The sequence below is a fragment of the Nocardia sp. NPDC004260 genome, assembly GCF_053603155.1.
On record NZ_JBSGEZ010000071.1, the window covers coordinates 1 to 25,460 of the forward strand.

The 25,460-nt window shown below is 67.4% G+C and carries 22 protein-coding genes and 2 tRNA genes; 8 read left to right on the forward strand and 16 right to left on the reverse strand.

Annotated features, from left to right (window positions below):
• The 10 genes from ACWEO7_RS30590 to ACWEO7_RS30635 all read right to left on the reverse strand — a co-directional run.
• Window positions 1–210: hypothetical protein (locus ACWEO7_RS30590; RefSeq protein ID WP_452428351.1), on the reverse strand; the 210-nt coding region annotated here is incomplete at its 3' end.
• A 212-nt stretch (window positions 211–422) separates the two neighbouring features.
• Window positions 423–1,325: a hypothetical protein gene (locus ACWEO7_RS30595; protein WP_452428353.1), complete on the reverse strand. Its 903-nt coding sequence runs from the start codon at window positions 1,323–1,325 to the stop codon at window positions 423–425.
• Window positions 1,326–1,382: 57 nt separating this feature from the next.
• The gene (locus ACWEO7_RS30600; protein WP_452428355.1) at window positions 1,383–3,845 is read right to left on the reverse strand and encodes a hypothetical protein; all 2,463 of its coding nucleotides are present in this window, start codon (window positions 3,843–3,845) and stop codon (window positions 1,383–1,385) included.
• A 50-nt stretch (window positions 3,846–3,895) separates the two neighbouring features.
• Window positions 3,896–6,421: an ATP-binding protein gene (locus ACWEO7_RS30605; RefSeq protein ID WP_452428356.1), complete on the reverse strand. Its 2,526-nt coding sequence runs from the start codon at window positions 6,419–6,421 to the stop codon at window positions 3,896–3,898.
• Complete coding sequence (locus ACWEO7_RS30610) at window positions 6,421–6,966, reverse strand: hypothetical protein (RefSeq protein WP_452428358.1); 546 nt, start codon at window positions 6,964–6,966, stop codon at window positions 6,421–6,423. The genes ACWEO7_RS30605 and ACWEO7_RS30610 overlap by 1 nt, the downstream gene beginning before the upstream one ends.
• Window positions 6,963–7,166 carry a hypothetical protein gene (locus ACWEO7_RS30615; protein ID WP_397077124.1) on the reverse strand — a complete coding sequence of 68 codons (204 nt, stop codon included), beginning with the start codon at window positions 7,164–7,166 and terminating at the stop codon, window positions 6,963–6,965. The genes ACWEO7_RS30610 and ACWEO7_RS30615 overlap by 4 nt, the downstream gene beginning before the upstream one ends.
• Before the next feature lie 73 nt (window positions 7,167–7,239).
• On the reverse strand, window positions 7,240–8,244 hold the full coding sequence (locus ACWEO7_RS30620) for a conjugal transfer protein (RefSeq protein ID WP_450019665.1): 1,005 nt from the start codon (window positions 8,242–8,244) through the stop codon (window positions 7,240–7,242).
• A 68-nt stretch (window positions 8,245–8,312) separates the two neighbouring features.
• A complete protein-coding gene (locus tag ACWEO7_RS30625; RefSeq protein WP_450019667.1) occupies window positions 8,313–9,437 on the reverse strand; it encodes a GAF domain-containing protein in 1,125 nt (374 codons plus the stop codon).
• Window positions 9,438–9,810: 373 nt separating this feature from the next.
• On the reverse strand, window positions 9,811–10,704 hold the full coding sequence (locus ACWEO7_RS30630; protein ID WP_452428360.1) for an ROK family protein: 894 nt from the start codon (window positions 10,702–10,704) through the stop codon (window positions 9,811–9,813).
• A gap of 50 nt (window positions 10,705–10,754) precedes the next feature.
• On the reverse strand, window positions 10,755–11,207 hold the full coding sequence (locus ACWEO7_RS30635) for a hypothetical protein (RefSeq protein WP_379254301.1): 453 nt from the start codon (window positions 11,205–11,207) through the stop codon (window positions 10,755–10,757).
• 266 nt (window positions 11,208–11,473) lie between these two features.
• On the opposite strand from ACWEO7_RS30635, the gene ACWEO7_RS30640 reads away from it, so the two are divergent.
• Complete coding sequence (locus tag ACWEO7_RS30640) at window positions 11,474–12,190, forward strand: MerR family transcriptional regulator (protein WP_452428362.1); 717 nt, start codon at window positions 11,474–11,476, stop codon at window positions 12,188–12,190.
• A 404-nt stretch (window positions 12,191–12,594) separates the two neighbouring features.
• Here the strand turns inward: ACWEO7_RS30640 and ACWEO7_RS30645 are convergent.
• Window positions 12,595–12,671 (reverse strand) — tRNA-Pro (locus tag ACWEO7_RS30645).
• A 47-nt stretch (window positions 12,672–12,718) separates the two neighbouring features.
• Window positions 12,719–12,792: transfer RNA gene (locus ACWEO7_RS30650), tRNA-Gly, on the reverse strand.
• Window positions 12,793–13,783: 991 nt separating this feature from the next.
• Here ACWEO7_RS30650 and ACWEO7_RS30655 point away from each other — a divergent pair.
• Window positions 13,784–14,734, forward strand: coding sequence for a diguanylate cyclase domain-containing protein (locus ACWEO7_RS30655; protein ID WP_452428364.1), 951 nt, complete (start codon window positions 13,784–13,786; stop codon window positions 14,732–14,734).
• Between the two features lie 15 nt (window positions 14,735–14,749).
• On the opposite strand, the gene ACWEO7_RS30660 is transcribed toward ACWEO7_RS30655, so the two are convergent.
• Window positions 14,750–15,562: an Fpg/Nei family DNA glycosylase gene (locus ACWEO7_RS30660; RefSeq protein WP_452428366.1), complete on the reverse strand. Its 813-nt coding sequence runs from the start codon at window positions 15,560–15,562 to the stop codon at window positions 14,750–14,752.
• 23 nt (window positions 15,563–15,585) lie between these two features.
• On the reverse strand, window positions 15,586–16,059 hold the full coding sequence (locus ACWEO7_RS30665; RefSeq protein ID WP_452428368.1) for a ribose-5-phosphate isomerase: 474 nt from the start codon (window positions 16,057–16,059) through the stop codon (window positions 15,586–15,588).
• 175 nt (window positions 16,060–16,234) lie between these two features.
• Between ACWEO7_RS30665 and ACWEO7_RS30670 the strand changes: the two genes are divergently transcribed.
• Window positions 16,235–17,344: a M48 family metallopeptidase gene (locus tag ACWEO7_RS30670; RefSeq protein WP_452428369.1), complete on the forward strand. Its 1,110-nt coding sequence runs from the start codon at window positions 16,235–16,237 to the stop codon at window positions 17,342–17,344.
• 40 nt (window positions 17,345–17,384) lie between these two features.
• On the opposite strand, the gene ACWEO7_RS30675 is transcribed toward ACWEO7_RS30670, so the two are convergent.
• Window positions 17,385–18,026 carry a mycothiol-dependent nitroreductase Rv2466c family protein gene (locus tag ACWEO7_RS30675; protein WP_355075946.1) on the reverse strand — a complete coding sequence of 214 codons (642 nt, stop codon included), beginning with the start codon at window positions 18,024–18,026 and terminating at the stop codon, window positions 17,385–17,387.
• Window positions 18,027–18,205: 179 nt separating this feature from the next.
• Between ACWEO7_RS30675 and ACWEO7_RS30680 the strand changes: the two genes are divergently transcribed.
• The 4 genes from ACWEO7_RS30680 to ACWEO7_RS30695 all read left to right on the forward strand — a co-directional run bounded on the left by ACWEO7_RS30680 (window position 18,206) and on the right by ACWEO7_RS30695 (window position 21,786).
• Entirely contained in the window at window positions 18,206–19,441 is a 1,236-nt protein-coding gene (locus ACWEO7_RS30680) for an NAD(P)/FAD-dependent oxidoreductase (RefSeq protein WP_452428371.1), read from the forward strand.
• A gap of 106 nt (window positions 19,442–19,547) precedes the next feature.
• Complete coding sequence (locus tag ACWEO7_RS30685; protein ID WP_452428373.1) at window positions 19,548–19,949, forward strand: YciI family protein; 402 nt, start codon at window positions 19,548–19,550, stop codon at window positions 19,947–19,949.
• Complete coding sequence (locus ACWEO7_RS30690; protein ID WP_452428375.1) at window positions 19,946–21,211, forward strand: RNA polymerase sigma factor; 1,266 nt, start codon at window positions 19,946–19,948, stop codon at window positions 21,209–21,211. The genes ACWEO7_RS30685 and ACWEO7_RS30690 overlap by 4 nt, the downstream gene beginning before the upstream one ends.
• A gap of 98 nt (window positions 21,212–21,309) precedes the next feature.
• Window positions 21,310–21,786, forward strand: coding sequence for an NUDIX domain-containing protein (locus ACWEO7_RS30695; protein WP_452428377.1), 477 nt, complete (start codon window positions 21,310–21,312; stop codon window positions 21,784–21,786).
• A gap of 3 nt (window positions 21,787–21,789) precedes the next feature.
• On the opposite strand, the gene ACWEO7_RS30700 is transcribed toward ACWEO7_RS30695, so the two are convergent.
• Window positions 21,790–22,626, reverse strand: a complete 837-nt coding sequence (locus ACWEO7_RS30700) for a phosphoribosylaminoimidazolesuccinocarboxamide synthase (RefSeq protein ID WP_452428379.1) — start codon at window positions 22,624–22,626, stop codon at window positions 21,790–21,792.
• A gap of 216 nt (window positions 22,627–22,842) precedes the next feature.
• Between ACWEO7_RS30700 and pepN the strand changes: the two genes are divergently transcribed.
• Complete coding sequence (pepN, locus tag ACWEO7_RS30705; RefSeq protein ID WP_452428381.1) at window positions 22,843–25,425, forward strand: aminopeptidase N; 2,583 nt, start codon at window positions 22,843–22,845, stop codon at window positions 25,423–25,425.
• Window positions 25,426–25,460 lie beyond the last annotated feature (35 nt).

A 25,460-nucleotide genomic window follows, 5' to 3' on the forward strand; every position in this document is an offset into this window, starting at 1 on the left:
GCTCAGACTCCCGACCCACACCCCCACCCGGCGGCGCCGACTCCACCCGCGGAGCCACCACACCACCCGGACCACCCTCAACCGGCTGACCCGACTGCTGCCCAGGCACACCCGCCTGCTGACCAGGCACAGCATGACCCGGAACAGGCGGAACAGACGAACCCGGACTGGCCTGCGACGGACCGGCCTGACCCGGATCGCCTGCTCCATTCGGTTGACCGGACCCCGACTGGCCCGGCCCTGGAGCGCCGGACTGTCCCGGTCCAGGGGACGGGCTACCAGGCTGTCCCGGCACCCCACCCGGCCGTTGCCGCTGCTGATCCGGCCGGTTCGACCACGGCGTCACCGGCCCCGGCGTCGCCTCGGGGTCCTCGCCGGTCTCTATCTGGGGCTCTACTTCTGTTGGCGGCATCGCTTACTCATCACATTCCACTGCCGAGCACTCGCTTCACCCGCACGTCGTCCGCACTGGGGATTGACCGTTCCACCAAGCCTCCGCTCGACGAATCGACGAAGACGAGCGTGGTGCCGCCGACCGCGATCCCGACTTCGGTCGGCGCATTGTTCCGGTAGTTCCAGAAGACCAGATCACCCGCCGATACGGCCGAGAGGTCCACCCGCTGACCGCAGGCACCCTGCGCCGCCACGGTATTCGGCAGTACGACGACCGAGGCGCCCGAGCTGTCGGATTGTCCGCACACTCGCCGAACCGAACTGTCCTGCGGGCGTGCGACGTCCGGCGACGGCGTCTGCGCGCCGACAGGCGCGGTGAGTGAGCACTGCCCCGTCGACTGCGCGGCGGAGGCTCGGTAGATCACCGTTCTGGTGAACTCGGCGGCATCCATCCGCGCACCGGCACTGCTCTCCGCTCCGCTCGACGCGCCTCGCGACTGCGCGAGCGCCAGTTGACGCGCGCAATCGGCGCCGACTCCCGAGCCCACCGTCAGCAACGGCGCGTTTTGATACGGCGCGTCTTTCAGCGCCGTCGCACATGCGCGCTGCCAGTCGGACGCGCCGGTGTCGTCCGGGGCGATGGTCAGTTCCGCGTACGGGTTGGTGGTGGGAACGGTGGTCACCCCACCCGTCGGCGCGCTCTGCGCCGTCGGCCGCGCCACCGTCGAGGCGCGACTCGCGGTCACCGTCAAGGAAGGGTCGGGCCCCACCGCACTGTCGCACTGGTAATGCAGGTCGGACGCGATCGATGAGGTGGCGCCGCCGATGACCAGCACCAGGCCCATCAGAAGCAGCAACACGGCGCCGACGCCCCCTAGCACCACCCACACCCACATCGGCATCAGCATGAATGTCAGGAGACGACCGATCATCGGTAACCTTTCTGTGCGTTTCGACCCGTTGCCATACGCTTCGAATCCCGTTGCAGATCACGGACGTCTGTTTCTGAGATTATCTATCAAATCCCACGGTATGCGAGGCTCCTCTGGATGCCTCGGGTCCGGCGGTGTGAACGGGTTGTTAGCAGTGTCCGGTTGCGCGAGCGAGTTGGCACCCGTGCTCATCTTCCCTTGTTGGTACTGGATTGTCTGGGTGCCGTTGTCGATCTCGGCACGCAGCACCCGAACTCGCTCGAGGTCGGTTGGATCTTGTGCTACCCAATTGGTGGCAGCCTGGATTCGAAGCGCATGCTCGTTGGTGATCCACTTTCCCAACCGGTCCGCCTGTTCGGGGTTGACGTCGGCGGTATGGGTGCCGTGCGCCAAGATAGTATCCGAGGTATCGCCGCTCGCAATTTTCTGCAACTTTGTAATGAAATCCATCTCAGGTCTCAGGACATACGATCTGCCGAGATCTTCCAATTCCTGACTCCGGAGAGCGACACCGCCGGGAAAATCGCCTCGATACCGATCGACGACGGCCTCCAGGGCATGGAACCTGGCCATCATCCTTTGCGGATCATGCCCGTTCACCAGATCGTTCTCGAAAAGCGCGTGAGCGGCAACGACATGTCCGATATGACCCGACTGAAGCGGCTCTTTATCAGTATGTTTGATGACATCCGTTGCGGCGTTCCAGGCCCGGTGCAAGACGCTCTGCCTGACACCGGCCATCTGGAGGGCGAAGGGGATATTGGACGACAGACCTGTCATATGCACGACATTCTGCGCGGCGAACGCGGCTTCCCTATCCGCAGTCGAGGCCAACCGAAGCTCCCGAGCGCGACGCCTGGCGCGTGCGATGCCGTCGCGGGCGGTATTCGCGTTGTGCACTTGCGTGTTCACCCCCGCGTGTGCGGCCGCTCGCAGGTCCTTGGTCTTCATGCCCCGCGCCTTGTTCTTCTTGTCCATATGGTCCAGCCAGGACCACGGACTAAACGGGTTGAGGCGCCCCCCGGCGAGCCACGCTGTGACCGGCGAACTGTTGATGGTGCTGACCGCGCCGAGCATCGCGAGCGCGGACATGGAGTTGGCCGCACCCGAGTTGCCCATGCCCAAGCCCATACCCAGTGCGGCGCCACCGCCGCCCCCTGACGATCCGCCGCTTTGTATCGCCGCCCCGATACGGTTGGTCACCCAGTCGTTGGCCTCGTCGATATTTCGGCTCAGGCGCCGCACTTGGATGATGGCAATGATCTCGACACCCGCCCCGATGACGAACACCACCATGATCTGTCCGTTTGCCGCTCGGAACAGGCTGCCCAGCAACAGCTCGTAACCCCCGAGCCCGATGACGAAGAAGGCCATCTTCGCGCCGGAGATGCAGCCGTGTACCACGCAACGTACGGTGAACGTCTGCGTCGGGCCATAGATGTAGCCACCCGCGGCGAACCCGAAGATCGACGCGAACCCGTAGTAGATGAGGTCGAGCGCGGCCCACATGATCTTGATGGACAGATACGCGGCGAAGGCCAAGAGAATGACCGCGCACAGCAACAACAGCAGTCCGGCTCCGATCTGGCCGACGCCAGGATTCTGCATCGCGGAATACGCGGCGCTGTCGCCGCATGATCTCATCCCGTTGCGTACCCGGTCTTCGCTGCCTGCCGCCATGCCTGCGGACCACGCCGCCCGGCAGGCCGGGTTACTGTCTATGACATGCCCGGCGTTCCACACCTGCAACGGGTAGCGCACGAAATTGTCCGCCATGGTCATTTGTAGCGTGGCGACCAATTGGTTCGGATTAGGATTGCTGTTCCCGTTCAGACCCGCCGCGACCGAGAGTCCCAAGTCACGCCCTTGCACCAGCACCCCGTGGTCGGATAGTGCCTCACCCAACGGGTTCGCCAGGAAGAACACGCTTGCGATAGCGAAGAAAATCATCGTCACGACCTGCGTAACGGCCTTGGCGTACAGGGCACGAACGATGAAATAACCCACGAAGAAGGCACCGATCGCAAGCGCCGTCGCGGCCATCAGGGGCGTCGCGATCTGCGTTGTCAAGTTGCGGGCCATCGCTTGCACTGGGGCGCTGATCAGGTTCAGCCATTGGAAATCCAGCGCCTTGGCCGGGAGCCAGACCCCTGTGATGGATAAGAGCTGCCATACCGCGAACAACGGCATGAGGATGATCCACAGTGCGAAATTGCCCAAATTCAGCACTCCGCCGCGATCGACCACCAACATATAGCTCGACACATTGACCCCGTAGGAGTCCCTGATGTTCATCCAGCTGGTCGCGGCGTTGGGTGCGGTTCCCTGAGTCGCGGTGCCAGGCTGGGCGCCGGACACCGCATGAACGAGGCCCGGAAAGACGAACAGCGCGAAGAGGGCCAGGACGATCCACGCGGTTCGCCGACGACGACGGGATGCGGCGATCCAAGTCCGGAATCGCCGGAACATTATCTGCGGCCGCCAACGGTCCGTGTCCCAGAACTGCGGTTCCCAGGGCATCCCGAAAGAAGACTGATCTGTGCGAATGCTCGAGCCGAGTAGAGATCTCATCAGCGCACCAATCGCTCCGGCAGGCTGGACCGCACACTGTTGACGCTGGTCGGGGTGCTCGTGATCGCCGCGGCCCGGTCGGGACGCGCCGGACCGAGCACCTTGCCGCGACCGATGCGGTTCAGCGCGTCACGCATGAACATCTCGCCACGGCGCTCCTCGGGGATCTGCCGACCGGGCCCGACCGGAGGCGAGGTCTCTTCGCGCAGGATCTGCAAGAGGAACGGGGCTTCCTCCAGATCGACGCCCAGCCACTCCAAACTGTTGCGCGCCAGCGCCTCGTCGCGCTGCCGGAAGACGAACCGGTTCGGGATGAGGTTGTGCGCCGCACCCTGGAAGTCCGTGGCCGGGTCGTGCGAGGCGAGCCCGATCGCGGCCAAGTGCTTGCGGCCGTCACGGCTGAAATCCGAAGTGACCGAGGAGCCGACCTGCGTCTGCGTGAAATGGTGTGCCTCGTCGCCGACCAGCAGGCCGAACCTGCCGTTGTCGGAGAGGAACGCCTCCCGTGCCGCCACACCGACCAGTTCGTACAGCGCCGTGCCGAGCCGCTTGGTCAGCGGCAACCTGTTGTACAGGTGCGGGGTGGTGAGTTCCTCGGCGCTCGGCAGTTGCAGGTTGTGACTGCGGACCACCGTCGCGGCGGCATCCAGGCGCAGAGGTCGCAGCTTGGGATCGAACAGCACCGGCACCCGCTCCACCACGGTGCCCAGCCGCGCCGCCAGATCGGCGTACTCCTCGCCTCGCTCGGGATGCTCTCGCAAGCGGCGCACGACGTGAAACAGATCGAGCAAGCTCTTGATCTTGTGCTCGGCCATGCCTCGTGGTGACAGCAGATTGCTCGCCGCCGCGCCCGCACCCGAGGTCGGTGACAGATCCAGGAGCGGAAGGATGGAGTCCAATGCCCGTTCACCGGCGATCCGCGGGTTGAACAACCGCAACGGATCGAGGGACACCGTGGGATTCGCCAGATCGATGATGACCGCGTCATCGATCGACCGCGCGAAGTGCTCCCATTCGCCGACTTGACTGCGGTCGATGGCGAGGAACTGACCGCCCATGTCGTGTACCAGCACGGCCATCAACTTCAGGAAATACGACTTGCCCGAACCGAGTTCGCCGGTCACCGCGAAGGATGCGGACAGGTCGTGCAGCGCGGCTTCCATGATGCCGAAGTGGATCGGCTCGAAATGGCCGGACAGCAGGTTGACCCCGATCACCGGACCGCTGTCGTCGCCGATCTGACTGGTGGTGAACGGCACGAAGCCGGCCCACATGTCCGAGGGGACGATATGGGCGTAATCGTCGAAGGCCCGCCGCGGCGCGCTGCCGGGTATGAACATCGACCACAGGTCGACCTGCGCGCCCACCGGCGCGGTCATGTCGACCTGGAAACGCTTGTAGCGCCGCTTGAGCGTGTTGACGGCATCCATCGTGGCGTCCCGTGACGGGCCGCCGATGGCGATGACGGTGGTGAACGAAACCTCCGATTCACCGCCGTTGACTTCGAAGTGCTGGTTGTATTCGCCGAGCATCCGCGCTTTCGACGCCAGCGTGTTCTGCGCGAAGGAGACCTCCTGATCCCGCTGATCCATCTGCTCGCCCAGCCGGCGCAAACTGAGTTCGTTGTTCTTGAGGACCTGCTCGGCGGGCTTGGTCGAGATCCGCATGGCCCAGTCGACGGTGACGTCGCCGAGACCCTCCAGCACGTTGAGGAACTCGCTGCCCCCTGGAAACGTCATGCCCGCGTAGGGGAACGAGTGCGGCGTCAGCATCGCCTGATACGACGGACGGTATTCGAAATCCGGCTGCACCACCTTCACCACCGGGACGAACGACGGCCGGATACGCCGGTTGCTGTCGGCCTGCGCGCCCTCGTCGAGCGCCGCGGAGCGGAACACCGCCGCCGTCGCGTCATCCAACGCGCCCGCCCGGGTGGGCGCCACCGGATCACCTGCCGCGCCACGCGAAAGGTAGTGCTCCCAGAGCCATTGGAACAGGGCGGCGGGCACCGGCACCGGATCGAAGTCCCCGCCGACCCTGGACAGGATCTCGTTCGCCTTCTCGTCGTATTGGTCCAGGTCGGCACGGGAGATCGCCGTCGCGTCGATGGTGGTGGTGCTGCCCCGCCACAGCCGCGACAACGCGGACATGCTGGAGTTGCTGGCCCCGACCGGGATCGACAGCAGGAAGATGCGAGTCTGCGGCATGATCGCGTACACGCGCTCGTAGGACGCGACCACCTCGTCGGCGTAGTCCTCGCACTCGTCCAGGTCGACGCCCTCGACCATCTTGGTGAGCACATCGATGGTGTTCAGCCGCGCCTGGATGCCCAGCAGCAGCGATCCGCTCGGCAAGTTGGTGACCAGCGCGTGATGCGCCAGCTTCACGTCGTACTTGTCGCTGGCCTTGCGCAGCCCGTAGCCGAGCGGATTGATGAAGTAGGTCGCGGTAACCAGCCCGGAATGGGTGAACTGGAGATTGCCGCGAATCGCCGCGGTGGGCTGTAGGTCTCGTCCGAGTGCCATCAGGGGCGTCCTCCGGGATTCGGGCCGTTGCCGTTGCCGTTGTCGTTACCGTTCAGCCGCCGCCACAGGTCGGTAGCCTTGCCGCCCCCACTCACCACCTCGAGCATGCGGATACCAGGCTTCGGCTCGGCGGCCACGACCGCGCCGGGGTGGTCGGGCAGCAAGAGGACCACGGTCTCCTCGATGAACATGGTGTGGCGCACCGAGTCGCCGGTGATCGGCATACCGGAGGCGGACACCGGCTTGCGGTAGACGATGAGCCTGCCCAGCCACAGGGCCCGCGAGGTCATCCGGACACCCGTATAAGGGACGAGGCCCAGCACGAAGACCACCAGGATGGTCAGCGCCAGGCCGGTGATGAACGTGACGGCAGGGTTGAGCGGGAAAGTCATGGCGCACACCGAGGTCACCGACATCATCGCCACACCGGCGGCGACCTGGGGCAGGGTGTAGGGACCGAACGGAAGCTTCTGCCCGTTCTGCGCCTTGCCGATCATCGTGGGAACACGTTTGATCGGCGTGAACACCTTGATGACTTGGGTCATCGATAGCCACCGATAGGGTGATCCGGGACGATCAGGTTCGCGTCCGTGCGCGCGTAGTTGATGGTCGTGGGCAGAATCCAGATCACCACCCCGGCCATCAATCCCGATCCGAAGACGACGATGATCCGCGCCGGCGACAACCTCGATTTCGCTGCCTCGGAAATCACCACACCGATGGTCACGATGGCGATGATGATCATCCCGCCCCATCGGACAAAGATCAGGATGCCATAGAGGATGTTGCTCAGATTACCCATCGGGCTGCCTCTCGGATCAGTTCTGTGTCGCCGGCGGAATCGTCACCGTCGGCGAGGAAGACGAGGTGGAAGTGGGCGGCGCTCCGCCACGGGAATCCTGACCGACGACTACCGCCAGCGGACTCGACAAGGCGGGAATCGGATCTATGGACACCACCTGCCACTGGCCCGCATTGCGGATCATAGTGAGCGGGTAGGCCAGCGTCGCGGTCGCTCCCGTATCGGCTTTGGGGTTGACGGTGGCCAGCACTTGGGCCTTCGCGCCGCCGGAGCCGCAGCTCGAATCGTCCGTGGTGAGCGAGGTCAGCTCGACGGCGGTGAAGGGCGGCGGTTTCAGCGCGGCCAGCCCGGCATCGGGAGTGATGTAGCGGGCCACGTCACCGTTCCCGGCCAGCATGGCGCTCAGGAAACCCGCCGCGACCTGTCCGAGCGGAGTATCCGGCGCGCAGGGCGCACCGTAGGCCAGTTTGAGATCGACGCCCTTCGAAGGAGCCTGGACGAGGGCGGGTGTCGACAGCGCACGCAGCCGTCCGTCGGATATCGAGACCGCGACACGGTAGAACTGCCGCTGGTCCGGCGCGGTCGCGGCGCCGACTTTGCCGACTCGGACCGACACCGTCACCGACCAGACTTCGAGCCCGCCCGCCGAGAGCGCGCGCGATACATAGACGACCGACGGGTCGGAGACTTGACGCGCTGACGAAGGCAACGCGATCTGCTGATTGGAGCCGACGTATTCGCCGATCCGGTCCTGCTGTCCCGCGACGGCGCTGAGGTAGGCGACGACGAACTGCTCGGCGTAAGAACCGGCCAATTGCGCATGCCCGACGATTGCCGTCGTCGAATCATCCGACGGCGCGGGCGGACCGGAGTCGAAGACACTGAGAATCGCGTGGCCGCCGCCGAGTACGGCGAGAACGGCGAGCACCGCGACCACAATGTTGTCGCGACGGCGGCGGGCGGCCATCCGGCGAAGCAGTGCCTCACCCGAATCTGCCGACTCCCGAATGCCTGTCCTCACTCTCGAAATGGTAGAGAGCACAGGCCTTGTTAACCGGCCGGTAGTTCCCACTCATGGGAACTAAACTGTCAGCAGGCGGGGTTGCTTTTCATCCGGCCCGCGAGCCAATGACGCAATTGTTCGTCGTAGCCGATGGGCGCGTTGCGCTGCCGCGGTTCCAGCACCTGGCGAGGGGTTTCCAGCAACGGAACGTCGTCGGCGACACGGACCAGCTGGGCGATCGCCAGCTGTCTGCTGGAGTACCCGGGATAGGGGTAGAGGAGCAGCGACGTGGGCGTGTAACCGCCGCCGTAGTTGAGTACCCGCAATGTCACGCCGCAGCTGTCGCCCGACCGCAGCCGTTCGCCGAGCTCCGCCAGCCGGGGACGGTCGTCCGGATGGAAGACGTCGACCGGACGGAAGAGATAGTCCCACCGCACCCACGGCGCGGGATCGGTGAGCCAGTGCGAGATGCTGGTGTGCTCGAGCTGGACCACGGCCAGATGCGTACCCGCCCGGCGATGCGCCTCCCGCAATCCGATTCGTTCCAAGGTCGGCCACGCCGCCGGCGCGTTCTCCGAGGTCACGTCCTCGATCAGCCACCAAGCGCCGCGCGTGCGGTCGTCGTCGCGGGCACGAATGGTGATCCGCCATTGGGCCGGCCGCCCGAATCCGTGTATCACGGTGGTGTCGAATTGCATTCGCTCACCGGGCTTGGGGTCGTAGAGCAGATCGAGCATCTCGGCGTGCCGGTCGAAACTCGACACCCGGTGGAACAGTTCCGCGATCGACATCCTAGGGACGTACTCTTCGGCGGTACTGCCGGACAGCCGCGTGATGCCGCTCGGTTGCTGAATGGTCTGACTGCTCAGGTCCCAGATGGCGCCCACCGCCGGGCGCAACGTAGGCACCCGTTCGGACGCGGGGCCCAGCCACAGTCGCACCGCGTGCACGTCGCCCGCCGGGCCGAAGATCGGGCGGATGAGCAATTGGTGCCGCCCCGCCCGCGTCTGAATCGCGAGGTCGACGTCCTGCGCCTGATCGTGCGCGGCCTGGATCGCCTCCGTCAGCCCTGCGGTCGTGAGTTTGTCGTACAGCGCCGGTGTTTTGGACAGGGTTCGCTGCAGCACCCGCTGCCAGCTCGCGAACTCACGCGGTGCATCCCCCACCGACGCCACGGACATGCCGTCCGGCGTCAACGTCTCGATCGTCACCCATGGAATCACTGTGCCACTTCGCTTCGCACTTGCCCGACCAGCCGTTCCTCCGGGTCCGCCAACCCGTATGAGACATTGTGACTCAGGCAATGTACCGTTATTTAGCGGCGCAATCAACTCCGTGACATCGCCGCCTGTTCTTATGAAGTCTCCACCATGTCGACGAAGCACGCGCCGCCGAGTTCATTTTGTTCACGTCCAGTTCGGGAGAACCCCCCTTCGACCGGCGCGCAGCCCAACGGCACATCCACCGCAAACTGGTCTACAAGATCAACGGAAGCCGTCGACCGCAGCCGACGGCATTCCCGCGGCAATCCATACGCGGCTCGAATTCGCTCGCGCGCAGGGCATCACACCACCGCGCGATCGATCAGGCATTCTTTCCGGACAGGGCAAGCACACCCGCGCCCATGATCGTCGCGACGTCTCCCAGCTGCGAGGGAATCACCCGCAATCCGGGCAGAAAGCTCACCCTGGCATGCGTGGCGACCGCCTCGCCGAGTGGTTTCCACAGCGCGGGCCCCGCGGCGGCGAGCGAGCCGCCGAGCACGACGAGGTCGAGATCGAGCAGTGCCGCCGCGGAGGCGATCGCGCGGCCGAGCGCCGTTCCGGCTCGACCGAGCGCCGCGGCGGGAATGTCCTCGCCCACGCCGGCGGCGTCCAGCAGTTCCTGCACCGACGCGCCCGCCCAGCCCTGCTCCCGCGCCCAGCGCACCACGGCCAGGCCACCGGCGACCGCCTCCAGGCAACCGCGGCCGCCACACGAGCACCGATCGTCGAAGCCGGGAACCAGGACATGACCTATGTGGCCCGCGTTGCCGGTACGCCCCACCAACACGAAGCCGCCGACGACCACACCGCCGGTGACGCGATCGGAGACGTTGAGCGCCAGACTGTCCATCACTTCGCTCGTCGCGCCGAAACCTCGCTCCGCCAACGCCAGGCAGACGCCGTCCAGCGCGAGCGGAACCTGCGCTTTCGGAAACAACGTCCGCGCGGCTCGAACGATGCCGAAACCGGCTCGCCATTCCGGCACCTCGGAAGGAGCGATCACCCCCGCCGCCATGTCGATCGGCCCGGCCGAAGCGATGCCGAGTGCGGTGACCTCGCCACCACCCGCGACCTCGAGCAGCAGCTCCTGGCATCTATCCCAGGCGCCCGTCACCGGGATCGGGATCCTCCGGATGTCGTCGGTGTCGACATCGTCCGCGACCCGGGTCGCCGCGAAGCCCGACGACCCGATCTCCAATGCCAGCACTGTCATGAGTTACGCACCACCGAAGGACTCGACGCGGAAAGCTGCACGCAGCATAGTCACAGACCGTCGGTGCCGGTCGGCTTCAGGGGCTGCCCGAGCACGATGTGCCGACGGGGCGCGGGAAGAGTGGATATGGTGCGCAGCGGACGCGGGCCGTTGCGAATGATGCGCATAGGGCGCTTGTGGTCGATCGGCGCGGCGCGATGCCGGTCCAGGTTCTCGATGACGCTGCCGGAGTTGTCATAGGCGACGCCGGCCCAGATCATCGCGCGGGGACCGTCACCACGGGTGGTCAGCGTCTGCGCCAATTGGCGGCACTGCGTGAGCAGCGGGCAACTCTGGCAGGTACGCACCGCCGCTCGCCAGGCATCCGGATTCCCGCTGTCCATGTCCCAGTTGTCCGGGACGTCGGCGCACGGGGGCCGCTGGTTCGACTTTGCCGGAATCGACGAGATCTTTGCTGACGCAATGGATCCCGTGTCCATCGGAAGGGTTCGCGTAATGCTCATAGCCATCTCCGGGGATGCCGAGCACACACCTCTGGCAGGTGCGTGGCCCATGGATCGGACGTCATCAGGGCTGCTCAACAGTCCCCGGAACCCAGCCGCGATAAGCTGGTCTACGCACGGTAGCCCACTGTTGCCCAGCACACAACCCTTTGTACCGCTATGCAACGGCTCGTTGACCTTCAAGCAACACCCAGCTACCGTCTTTAACGGCACGTTATGAAACGGACCGTTTTCCACGGGGGCCCGACTATGGTTTCCTTTTAAACATGGCTGCAGACTCTGAATTCACGATCGACGAACTGGCACGGGCAGCCGACACCACCGTGCGCAGCGTCCGCGTGTACCACGAGCGAGGCCTGCTGCCCTCGCCGGAGGTGCGCGGGCGGATCGGGTACTACGGGTCGGACCACCTCAACCGGCTGCAAACGATCAGCCGCTTGCTGGGGCGGGGCATGAAGCTGAACGGGATCAGGGAACTGCTCGAAGCCTGGGACCGTGGCGACGGACTCGCCGATGTACTCGGAGTGAAGAGTCAGAACGCAGCCGAAGCAGACCCGGAAGCCACCACCGAGCCACAGGACGGCTACGCAGAGTTGCCGGACTACGCGAAGCAGGCGCTGGCCTCCAGCGAGGACCCGCTCGAGGCGTATCGGGTCACGAATCCACGGTGCTGCGATCTGGCCACCCGGCTGCACGACACCGGGCTGCCTATGCAGGACACGTTCCAATTGGTCGAACGTCTGCGCGCCGACTGCGATCGCATCGCCGACCGCTTCGCCACCGAGTTGTTCTACCGGCTGGCCGGGCAGACCTACGAGGAATCCGCACGAACCCCGCGGGATCGCACGAAACTGGAGACCGATCTGGCGATCGCCCGGTTGATCGTCACCCGCGCCGCGTCGGAGCTGATTGATCAGGCGTTCGCCCGGCACTCCGAGCTGCCGCCGGTGGCCACCAGCCCGCAGGGGCAAGCCGAACAGTGACGGCGCGGGCCGCGAACCGACCGTTCTCTTATTTCCATCCGGCGCTGTCGAATACTTAAGTAGGCAAAATCGTTCGAGCCTTTCGAGCGCTGCGCCGGTGACGGCGACCCGAGTGTCTCGTATCCCGATCTCGCGCGTCGAACGCGACGGCCGGCGAATCGTCGAACTGGGCTACTCAGGACCGGTGCCGAAGGGTTGCCACGGGGTGCCCAGCGACCGCAGCGGCAGACGGAAGCGATGATGCGGGTACTTCTCCGGAGGCTCCTCGCCTTGCCCGTGGCCGCCGTCCCACATGGGCGAAACCCGCTGGGATACGTAGGTATACCGATCCGGTGATCCAAGACGGCGCGGCGGCGGCACCGCCTGCCGATCGAGATCCGAGCACGAACCTCACCCCCGAACGATGGTCGGGGTGACAGGATTTGAACCTGCGACCCTCCGCTCCCAAAGCGGATGCGCTACCAAGCTGCGCTACACCCCGTGGCCCTCGCGGCGACGCGGCGGCCGCCGACGAGGATGAATGCTCCGTGGAGCGGGTGACGGGAATCGAACCCGCACCATCAGCTTGGAAGGCTGAGGTTCTACCATTGAACTACACCCGCAGGCATACGACACCGATGGGATCGCCACGATGTCGTGTGCGATCCGACTGTACCGAACCAGACTTCCGAAACGCCAATCAGCCCCCCGCGCAGCGCGATCTCGCAGGTTGCCCGCCGGAGCGCTCCAGGGTTGCCGCATTCAGTGTCGCACGGCGGGCGCGCGGGCACGCGGCACCGCGCGCGCCGGAAATTTTAAAGGTAATTTTTCATTGAAACTCTGGCGTGTCGGATTCCGGTGGGCGAAACTCAGATGACACAGATGTCACGCCAGGAACTTCGCTCGAGGGAATTCCGATGAGGACCGCACGACTCGCTGTCACAACCGCCGCGCGCGGCGTGTCGCGCAGCCACGGCCGCGATACCGAGCAGGGTTCCAGGCGGTCTGCGCCGAGAAGTCTTTCCGGCGAACCCTCGGCCGAGCGCACGGCAACCCGATGGCGGGGAGGGCGGGATGACCCCGACATCGTGCCACAGGGCGGCGAACGGTACCCGAGCCGGTTCGGCCCGAGGACCGCGAGCGGGCGCCCACCCCGAGCACGCCCGGAACAACCATTCGCCACTCGACAGGGAAGACGAGGACGTCGCGTGCGAGAACAGATTCTCGTGAAGCAAGCGGCGCGGGGACGGTCCGGACCGCCCCCATGGCTCACGCACCACTCTCCGCACACCTCGTACAGCGTGTCGCCAGCGCGTCGCGCCGCGATTTTGCAGCGAACGGGAATCCGGTGTAACACCAACGCGACGGGAACGATCACATACCCGATCGCCATTCACCAGGCGTCGAGAACATGTTGCAAATCGCCGCTTTTCGATGCCGAGTGGCTTGCTAGGATCCTTTTTGCCGGACGGGGGTATCTGGAAAGGGGGCGGTGAACGTGCGCCGAACCAGGTGGACGCAACCGCGTAGCAGTGGGAACGATCAGGGTGACGCCGGCGCCTGTGTGACTACAGGGCACCTGGGTACCGACGTCGCCCACACCGGGTGAGTCCGATGTCGACCGACATCGAGCCCCCGGTAGCCGCCATGGCCCGAGCATGGGCCCGTGCGGTCTGCGCCGAGCCCGGTTCGGGCGCGGCGCCCCAGCAGTTGGAACCGGTGCTGATCGAGATCGTCGAGCGCCTGCTCACACTCGCGCGATGCGAGCCGTTCCCGGTTCCGGAAGCACGCATGCTCGGGGCCCGGCTCGCCGAGGCGCCGTTCGACCGGATCCGGATGCTGGCGCAGGCCACGCGCTGGCTGCTCGGCTTCCCCTCCGGCACGCCCGGCTCCCTGGTGGCCACACGCTGGCCGTTCATCGCCAGTCAGGCCATCGACAGCTACGCCCAGGCGCTTCAGGAGCGGGCTCTCGCGCAACAGGAACAGAACCTGTCGGCCAAGGTGTCGCTGCGCGTGCAGGAGATCGCCGCGCTGCAGCACCGGTTGCGCCACGAGGCCACCCACGACGCGCTGACCGATCTGGCCAACCGGACGCTGCTGCAGGACAAGGTGCGCCTGATGGCCACCGACCCGACGCGCGGCGTCGGGTTGCTGCTGATCGACCTGGACCGGTTCAAGCAGATCAACGACGGGTACGGGCATGCGATCGGTGACGAAGTGCTGGTCGAACTGGCCGGCAGGCTGCGCGAAGCGTGCCCGCCGGACACGGTGATCTGCCGGTACGGCGGTGACGAGTTCGTGCTCGCGACCAACCCCCACCACAACAACCTCGGTGACCTCGCGCATCGGATCGTGGCCGCGCTGCGTGACCCGGTCTGGTCGTCGGCCGGGCCCGTTCCGGTGTCGGCCAGCGTGGGCACCGCCTACAACCCGCCGGGCAGCCCGCTCGATTTCACCGATCTGCTGCGCCGCGCCGATCGCGCGATGTACTCCGCGAAGACGGCCGGTGGACGCCGCTTCGCCCTCGCGGACGAGCCGGCCATCGACACCGCCGTCGCCGGCTGACCCGGCCGATCCGGGTCAGCCGGGTTGACAGGTGGGGCACCAGAAGAGATTCCGCGCCTGCATCACCTGATGGGCGATCGGCGTCTCGCACAGACGGCACGGGGCGCCTTGGCGGCGGTAGACATAGGTGCGCGGGCGATCCGGGGCATACGAGGGCTCGCCGTGATCGTGTTCGGGCCGCACCACGACCATCTTCCCGACGCGCACCCCTACCCGCATGAGCGCGACCAGATCGGACCACATGTCCGCCCATTCGCCCGCGGACAGCTCCGTACCCGGACGATGCGGGGAGATCCCATGGCGGAACAGCAATTCCGCGCGGTAGACGTTGCCTGCCCCCGCGACCACCTGCTGGTCCATCAGTAGCGCGCCGATCGGCCTGCGGGAACGATGGATGCGCTGCCACGCCCGGTCCGGATCGGCGCCGCGCCGCAGCGGATCAGGACCGAGCCGGTCGGTGAGCGCCGCCACCTCCGGCGGCAGCAGGATCTCGCACGCGGCAGGCCCGCGCAGGTCGGTGCCGAAGCCCGGCTGCCCGTCCGCCTCCCCGAACAGGCGCATCCTGACCTGCCCGACCGGCTCCCCCATCGGCAGCGCGGATTCGGTGAACGTGCCGTACAAGCCGAGATGCACGTGCACCACCAGGCCCGAGTCGTAGTGGTGCAGGAGGTGTTTGCCCCACGCCTCGGACTTCGTCAGCACCTGCCCGTCCACCCGGGCAGCGCCCGCGGCGAACTTGCCTTGCGGGCTCGATACGCGCACCACACCGCCCGCGAGGCGACGCTGATGCAGCCGCGCCAGGCGGTGCAGCGTATGTCCTTCCGGCACAGCCGACTACGACCTCGGTGCGCTCAGTACGCGGGCACCGCCGGTGCGATGCCGGTCTTCTCGTACTCGGCCAGGATGTCGATGCGACGCTGGTGGCGCTCCTCGCCCGACCAGGGGGTGGAGATGAACGCGTCCACGATGGCCAGCGCCTCCTCGGGCGAGTGCATGCGGGCGCCGATGCCGGTCAGCTGCGCGTTGTTGTGCTCGCGTGCCAGCTTCGCGGTCTCCACGCTCCAGGCCAGCGCGCACCGGGCGCCGGGCACCTTGTTCGCGGCGATCTGCTCGCCGTTGCCGCTGCCGCCGAACACCAGGCCGAGGCTGCCGGGGTCGGCGACGGTCCGGCGGGCCGCCTCGATGCAGAAGGCGGGGTAGTCGTCCAGCGCGTCGTACTCGAGCGCGCCGCAGTCGACGACCTCGTGGCCCGCCTGCTCCAGATGGGCCTTGACGTGATTCTTCAGTTCGAAACCGGCATGGTCGGCACCCAGGTAAACGCGCATGGCAGGCATTGTGTCAGGTGGCCGCCGCGCGGCGGCGAGAGGGTTTGCCCCGCGATTGACACCGCGGCGGGCCCGCGCGAATCGACTGATGCGCCAGTTGTGTTCGCGACCACAGTGCCCGATGACACGGCCGACGCGCCGACCCCGTTCCCGGCAACTGAATAGAGTTCATTCCATGCAGCCGTTCGAACCCCAGCCGTCCGACCAGGCGGGCCGACAGGCCGACCCGTATGCCCAGCAGGGCGGGTGGGTCTCGGACGCGAGCACGCCTGCCGCGTCGTACGGCCAGCAGTACACCTCGGGCTCCTATCCGTCCGCGCCCCCGGCTGCGTATCCGGCGCCCTATGGGTCCTACCCCGGCGCCCCGGTGCCACCCGCGGCGCCGCCGCAGCGGCAGCCCCGCGGTCTGTCGCCGTTCGGCATGCCCGCACGGCACAGCTGGGAGATACCGATGCTCGTAGTGGTGGTGGTGCTCACCGTGTTCGCGTATCTGGTCGCGCTGGTGCTGCTCGCCACCGGGAACTTCGACCAGTACGTCCTCGCGTTCGCGGCCGCCCCGCTGCTGCTGTGGTTCGGTCGCGGCATCAACTACGCCGGCCAGCGGGTGAACGGCGTGAAGATGTCGCCGACCCAGTTCCCCGAGGGCTATCAGATGGTGGTGGACGCCGCCGCTCGCTTCGGCATGGCGAAGGTGCCGGACGCGTACGTGGTGCTCGGCAACGGACAGATCAACGCGTTCGCCAGCGGGCACGGGTTCCGGCGCTACGTAGTGGTCTACAGCGATCTGTTCGAGATCGGCGGCGCCGCACGCGAACCCGACGCGCTGGCGTTCATCATCGGCCACGAGGTCGGTCACATAGCGGCGGGGCACACGTCGTACTGGCGGCAGCTGGGCATGTTCCTGGTGCCGTTCCTGCCGGTCGTCGGCAACAGCTTGATCCGCGCGCAGGAATACACCGCCGACAACCACGGCTTCTGCAACCGGCACACCGGCGCGTCCGCCGCCATGGGCACCCTGGCCGCGGGCAAGTACATGAACCGGCTGGTCGGCTTCGACGAGATGGCCGACCGGGCGGCCGTCGAGAAGGGCTTCTTCGTCTGGATGGTGAACGCTCTGTCCAGCCACCCCGTGCTCACCTGGCGGATGTGGGCGCTGCGCGATCGCAGCAGGCATGGGAAGCTGTTCCTGCGCCCCGCCCCGCCCGCGGGCGCCGGTGTGCCCGCGGGCGGGTACGCGAGTTCCTACGGCCAGGTGCCCGCGAGCCCGCCGAAGTCCGCGTTCTGACCGGGCCGGGTGCCGCGCGACGGCACCCGGGCGCGGGTGCTCAGTCGAACGACGGATCTTCGGTCCGCGTGCGCTTCAGCTCGAAGAAGTGCGGGTAGGACGCCAGTGCCACCGCGCCGTCCCAGACCTTGCCCGCCTCCTCGCCGCGGGGAATACGGGACAGCACCGGACCGAAGAACGCGGTCCCGTTGATGTGGATGGTCGGGGTGCCGACGTCCGGTCCCACCTTGTCCATGCCCGCGTGGTGGCTCTCGCGCAGCGCCTCGTCGTAGTCGGTGCTCTCGGCGGCCGCGGCCAGCTCGGCGGGCAGACCGACCTCCGCCAGCGCGTCGGCGATCACCGCGGCGAGGGTCTCCTTGCGGCTCTCGCGTTCGTACTCGGCCCGCCGGTTGTGGATGCGCGTGCCCATCGCGGTGTACAGCGGCGACAGCACCTTGTCGCCGTGCTCCTGCGCCGCGGCGATCGCGACGCGGACCGGGCCCCACCCCGTGTCGAGCAGTTCCTTGTACTGCGGCGGCACATCTCTGCCCTCGTTCAGCACCGACAGGCTCATCACGTGGAACCGGGCTTCGATGTCGCGCACCTGCTCGACCTCGAGGATCCAGCGGGACGTGATCCAACACCACGGGCACAGCGGGTCGAACCAGAAATCGGCGACGTCCTTGGTGGCTTCGTCGGTCACGGGCGGCTTCCTCTCGATCGCATGCGGACAGGCGGCCGCACACTGCGCCGCCCTACCGAGCAACCACGGCGGCGCGCGATTCGTTCCCACCCGCGGCATCCGTTTTCCCGAGCGGGGCGCACGGCTGCCAGTAGGGTTGACCGGCAGGAGCTTGGTTCCCTTCGGAGAAGGAGTCCGCGATGAGTTCTGACCAGCATTTCGTCATAGTCGGCGGCGGACTGGGCGCGGCCAAGACAGCGGAAGCCTTGCGCGAGAAGGACTTCGAGGGAAGCGTGACACTGATCGGCGCCGAGGAGCACCTGCCCTACCACCGGCCGCCGCTGTCGAAGGAGCATCTGCTCGGGAAGAAGGCGCTGCCGGAATTCATCGTCGATCCCGCGCAGTGGTATCGCGACCACCACATCGACATCCGCCTCGGCACCACCGTCACCGGGCTGGACCCCGCGGCCAAGACGGTCACCCTGCCCGACGGTTCCACACTGTCCTACGACAAGCTCGCGCTCGCCACCGGCTCCACGCCGCGGACACTGCCCGTTCCCGGCGCCGACGCGCCGAACGTGTACACGTTGCGCACCATCGAGGACTCCGACACGTTGATCGAGCTGTTCGGCAGCGCGACGCGGCGGCTCGTCATCATCGGTGCGGGCTGGATCGGCCTGGAGGTCGCCGCCGCGGCCAGGGCGGCGGGCGTCGAGGTGACCATCGTCGAACACGCCGACCTGCCGCTGCTCGCGGTGCTCGGACCGGAGATGGGCGAGGTGTTCGCCGATCTGCACCGGGCCAACGGCGTCGACTTCCGGTTCGGCGCGCAGGTCGAGGCGATCACCACCGAGGACGCAATCGCGACCGCGGTCGCCAACGGCGTACGGCTCGCCGACGGCAGCACGATCGAAGCCGATGCGGTGCTGGTCGCAGTCGGCGCGCGCCCGAACGTGGAACTGGCCGCCGACGCCGGTCTCGCCGTGGACGGCGGCGTACTGGTCGACGAACGCCTGGCCACCAGCGATCCGGACATCGTCGCGGTCGGTGACATCGCCGCCCAGCAGCATCCGGTGCTCGGCAGGCGGGTCCGGGTGGAGCACTGGGCCAACGCGCTCAACCAACCCGCGGTCGCCGCCGCGACCATGCTCGGCAAGCAGGCTTCCTACGACCGGCTGCCGTATTTCTTCACCGACCAGTACGACCTGGGCATGGAGTACACCGGGTACGCCGCGCCGGGCGAATACGCCAGGGTCGTCGTGCGCGGCGACACAGGGGCACGCGAGTTCGTGGCGTTCTGGCTCGACGGGGACAACCGTGTGCTCGCCGGGATGAACGTGAACGTCTGGGACGTGACCGACCGGATCAAGGAACTGATCCTGGCGGGCGAACCGGTCGATCCGGATCGGCTGGCCGACACCTCGGCCGAGCTGTGATGTGCATCACCGAAGAGATGTGTCGAACGCACGCGACGTGCTCCGACCTCCTCGCGGGCGCCACCGGAGCGCTCCCAGCGACCGAACGCCGGAGAGGGAATCGACCATGAAATACATGCTGCTGAAGACCTACGCACCCACCAAGTACTGCGACACACCGATCAACGAATGGTCCCCGGAAGAGATCCAGGCGCACATAGACTTCCAGCGCGCGCTGGGTGCGCAACTGGCCGAGGCGGGCGAGTTGGTGGACGCGCAGGGATTGGCCGGGCCGGAGGAGGCACGGATCGTCAGTTCGGACGGCCGGTCGGCGCCGGTGGTCACGGACGGGCCTTTCCCGGAGAGCAAAGAGTTCTTGGCGGGGTACTGGATCGTCGACGTGGACAGCCCCGAGCGGGCCTACGAGATCGCGGCGCAGGCCTCCGCCGCCCCCGGCCCCGGGGGCAAACCGATCGGCGAGTACATCGAAGTTCGCGCGGTGATGGGCGCCCCCGCCACCGAGCAATGAGCGACCGGAGTGCGGTGCCCGACGACACACCGCTCCCGGCGAGCACCGAGGACCTGCTGCGCGCACTGGCGCCGCAGGTCCTCGGAACGCTCGTCCGCCGCTTCGGTGATTTCGACACCGCCGAGGACGCGCTGCAGGAAGCGCTGCTCGCGGCCGCGACCCAGTGGCCGATGGAGGGCCTGCCGGACAATCCGCGGGCATGGCTGATCCAGGTCGCGCAGCGCCGCATGGCCGACGCCGTGCGCGCGGAGGTGGCCCGGCGGCGCAGGGAGACCACGGCTTTCGACCGCGAGGTGACCGACACCATCCCCGTGGACCACGACGACACGCTGACCATGCTGTTCCTGTGCTGCCACCCGGCGCTGACGCCCGCCGCCGCCATCGCGCTGACGCTGCGCGCGGTGGGCGGACTCGGCACCGAACAGATCGCCCGCGCCTTCCTGCTGCCGGAAGCGACCATGGCGCAACGGATCACGCGAGCGAAGAAGAAGCTGGCCACCGTCGAGCGGCCCTTCGCGCAGCCGGGCGATCAGCGGTGGCGCGAGCGGCTGGGCGCGGTACTGCACGTGTTGTACCTCATCTTCAACGAGGGTCATACCACCAGTTCGGGGCACACGTTGCAGCGAACGGACCTGTCCGATGAGGCGATCAGGCTCACCAGGGCCGTGCACCGGCTGCTGCCCGGCGACAACGAGGTCACCGGGTTGCTCGCGTTGATGCTGCTCACCGACGCCCGCCGGGCCGCACGCACCGGTGCGCACGGCGAACTCGTCCCGCTGGCCGAACAGGATCGCGCGCTGTGGGATCGTGCGCTGATCACCGAAGGGACGACCTTGGTCACCGGCACCCTCTCCGGCGGCTTGCGCGGTCCCTATCAGATCCAGGCGGCCATCGCGGTCCTACACGCGCAGGCTCCGCGTGCCGAGGACACCGAATGGACCAAGATCCTCGCGCTGTACGACCGGCTCGAACGGCTTTCGGACAACCCGATGGTGACGCTGAACCGGGCGGTGGCGATGGCGATGGTGGCGGGGCCCGAAGCTGGTCTCGCGCTGGCCGAGACCCTCGACGAGCACCTGTCGGGTACCCACCGGCTCGACGCCGTGCGCGGCCATCTGCACGAGATGGCCGGTGCGATCGACGCGGCCATCGCCGGCTACACCAAGGCCGCCGCCCGCACGACGAGCGTCCCCGAGCGCGACTACTTGACCATCCGTGCGGCACAGCTGCGCCACGAAGCGCGGGCGGATCGCACCGGCTGAGTGGATGTGCGAATGGCTGTGGTGGGAGCAGCTGTGCGACGCGCCGGGCACCAGCATGCGGGGCACTCGACCGATCGCGACCGGGCAGACTACCCGGTGTGGCAGGCAAACACAGTGCGGGAGTCCTTCTCTTCCGCCGGAACCCCGACGGCGCCGTCGAAGTGTTGCTCGGGCACATGGGCGGCCCGTTCTGGGCGCGAAAAGACCTGGGCGCGTGGTCGATTCCGAAGGGCGAGTACGAGCCGGAGACGGAAGACGCCGAGGTCGCGGCGAGCCGGGAGTTCGCCGAGGAGCTCGGGCTGCCGGTCCCGGACGGCACGTGGCTGCCGTTGGGCGAGGTGCGTTACAGCAGCGGCAAGAAGGTGCTCACCGTCTGGGCCGTCGAAGGCGACCTCGATCCCGCCGCCGTGGTACCGGGAACCTTCCAGTTGGAATGGCCGCCGCGCACCGGCCGCCTCACGGAGTTCCCCGAGATCGACCGCGCGGCCTGGTTCGACGCGCCCACCGCGCGAGACAAGCTCGTCGCGGGCCAGCGGCCGTGCCTGGACCGGCTGACCGAGCTGCTCGCGGACTGACCGCTATCGCGGCACGTCCGCCCAGGTCCGGCCGGTGATGAGTTCGTAGGCCTCGACGTACTTCTGGCGGGTCGCCGCGACGACATCGGCCGGGATCTCCGGGCCGGGCGCCTCCTTGTTCCAGCCCGTGGAGGTGGACCAGTCGCGGACGAACTGCTTGTCGAACGAGCGCTGCGCGCGGCCCGGCTCCCACTCGTCGGCGGGCCAGAAACGCGACGAATCAGAGGTGAGCACTTCGTCGCCGAGGGTGAGTACATCACCGTCCCAGCCGAATTCGACCTTGGTGTCGGCGACGATGACACCGCGTTCGGCGGCGTGCGCGGCGCCAAGGGCGTAGATGTGCAAGGTGAGTTCGCGCAGCCGCTCGGCGACCTCGCGTCCCTCCTGGTTCACCACGTCCGCGAAGGTGATCGCCTCGTCGTGCCCCTCGGACGCCTTGGTGGTCGGTGTGAAGATCGGCTCCGGCAGCTTGTCGCCCTCGCGCAGTCCGGGCGGCAGCGCGATCCCGCACACCGAGCCCGTCTGCCGGTATTCCACCAGCCCGGACCCGGTCAGGTAACCGCGCGCGATGCATTCCACCTGCACCATCTTCAGCGGCTTCACCCGAATGCCGCGACCGGCGAACTCGGCGGGCACGTCGGTGGCCGAGACCACGTGGTTGGGCACATCGGTGAAGTACTCGAACCACCAGTTGGACAACTGCGTGAGCAGGGCGCCCTTGTCCGGGATCGGCGTCGGCAGCACCACGTCGTACACCGAAACCCGGTCGGACGCGACCAGCACCAGCGTGTCGCCGTCCTCGTACAGGTCACGCACCTTCCCGGCGTGCACATGCTTCAACGTCGAGCCTCCGAATCCGTGGGGTGAACCTGCGCTGTACCAGGCACAATACCGCCGCCCCCGAGCACCGCCGCCGCGCCGTCCGCCGCACACAGCGGACCGACGCGTAAGTGCCGCGAACATTGGGGTTGATCGGGAAAGTCCCGCGCGGCCTGCCACGGCGAGGTGGCATTGTGGGTTTTGCCCGTGCCAGTTCTTCGACCACGAAGGAGCCTTATGTCCGCACCCAACCTCACTCGCGACCAGGCGATCCAACGCGCCGCGACGGTGTCGGTCGAGAACTACCGCGTCGAGCTGGATCTGACCGACGGCGCGGGCAAACCGGGCGAGCAGACCTTCTTCTCCCGCAGCACGGTGACCTTCGGCGCGACACCGGGTGCGAGCACGTTCGTCGACATCGTGGCGCGCGGCGTGCGCTCGGCGGTGCTCAACGGGACCGCGCTGGACGTCTCCGGTTACGACGAGTCGACCGGGATCACGCTGACCGACCTGGCCGAGCACAACGAGCTCGTGGTCGAGGCCGACTGCGAGTACTCGCACACCGGCGAGGGTCTGCACCGGTTCGTCGACCCCGCCGACGACGCCGTGTACCTGTACTCGCAGTTCGAAACCGCCGACGCCAAGCGGATGTTCGCCTGCTTCGATCAGCCGGATCTGAAAGCCACCTTCGACATCGCCGTCACCGCACCGGAGGACTGGCAGGTCGTCTCCAACGCGGCCGTGGTGCAGACGCTCGTGGCGGAGCCGGGCAAGCACGTCTTCCGCACCACCCCGAAGATGAGCACCTACCTGGTCGCGCTCATCGCGGGCCCGTACGCGCGGTGGACCGATGTCTACACCGACGACCACGGCGATATCCCCCTCGGCATCTACTGCCGCGCCTCGCTCGCCGAGCACATGGACGCCGAGCGGCTGTTCACCGAGACCAAGCAGGGCTTCGGCTTCTACCACCGCAACTTCGGCGTGCCGTACGCGTTCGGCAAGTACGACCAGCTGTTCGTCCCCGAATTCAACGCGGGCGCGATGGAGAACGCGGGCGCGGTGACCTTCCTGGAGGACTACGTCTTCCGGTCCAAGGTCACCCGGGCGTCCTACGAGCGCCGCGCCGAGACCGTGCTGCACGAGATGGCACACATGTGGTTCGGCGACCTGGTCACCATGAAATGGTGGGACGACCTGTGGTTGAACGAGTCGTTCGCCACGTTCGCTTCGGTGCTGTGCCAGTCCCAGGCCACCGAATACACCAACGCCTGGACCACCTTCGCGAACGTGGAGAAGTCCTGGGCCTACCGGCAGGACCAGCTGCCCTCCACCCACCCGATCGCCGCGGACATCCCCGACCTCGCCGCGGTCGAGGTCAACTTCGACGGCATCACCTACGCCAAGGGCGCCAGCGTCCTCAAGCAGCTCGTCGCGTATGTCGGGCTGGAGCCGTTCCTGGCGGGCCTGCGCGCGTACTTCGCCGACCACGCCTACGGCAACGCCACCTTCGACGATCTGCTGTCGGCGCTGGAGAAGTCGTCCGGCCGCGACCTGTCCACTTGGGGTGCGCAGTGGCTCAAGACCACCGGATTGAACATCCTGCGCCCCGACTTCGAGGTGGACGCCGAGGGCAGGTTCACCTCCTTCGCGGTCGTGCAGGAGGGGGCACAGCCGGGCGCGGGCGAGCGGCGCGTGCACCGTCTCGCGGTCGGCGTCTACGACGACCAGGACGGAAAACTGGTGCGCACCAAGCGCGTCGAGCTCGACCTCGACGCCGCCGAACGCACCGAGGTACCCGAGCTGGCCGGCGTGCCGCGCGGCCAGTTCGTGCTGGTCAACGACGACGACCTCACCTACTGCTCGATCCGCCTCGACGCCGGTTCGCTCGACGTGCTGGTCAACCGCATCGCCGACATCGCAGAGCCGCTGCCGCGCACGCTGGCCTGGTCGGCGGCCTGGGAGATGACGCGCCAGGCCGAGTTCCGCGCCCGTGATTTCGTCGCGCTGGTCGAGCGTGGCGTCGGCGCGGAGAGCGAGATCGGTGTGGTGCAACGGCTGTTGATGCAGGCCAACACCGCGCTGGGCAGCTACGCCGAGCCGGAATGGGCCGCGACCACCGGCTGGCCGGAATACGCGAACAGGCTGCTCGAGCTGGCGCGCGAAGCCGAACCCGGCTCCGACCACCAGCTGGCCTTCGTCAACGCGCTGACCGCCGCGAAGTTGTCGGCCTGGCACACCGAGGTGCTGAGCGAACTGCGCGACGGCGATCCGGCGAGGGTCGGTTTGCCCGGCTTGGTGGTCGATACCGACCTGCGCTGGCGGATCGTGTCGGCGCTCGCGGCGGCGGGCGAGATCGACGCCGAGGGGCTGCACACTCCGGTCATCGATGCGGAGCTGGCCAACGACCCCACGGCCGCGGGCAGGCGGCAGGCGGCCGCCGCAGCGACGGCGCGTCCGATCGCCGAGGTGAAGGAGCAGGCGTGGGCGACGGTGATGGGCGACGATTCGGTACCCAACATCACCGCCCGCTCGATCGTCGGTGGCTTCGCGCCCGCCGGGCAGGGTGAGCTGCTCGCCTCCTACGTGGAGCGGTATTTCGCCGAGGTGCCCGGCGTCTGGGAGCGTCGTTCCAGCGAGGTCGCCCAGACCGTGGTGGTCGGCCTCTACCCGCACTGGGCGATCAGCGAGGACGCGGTGGCCGTCGCCGACAAGTTCCTGGCCGGGGATCATCCCCCGGCGCTGCGCCGGCTGGTCAGCGAGGGCAAGGCGGGCATCGAACGCTCGCTGCGGGCCCGCGCCTTCGACGCACAGCCGTAAACGAAAATCGGCCGCGTCCACCCCTGGTCGGGTGG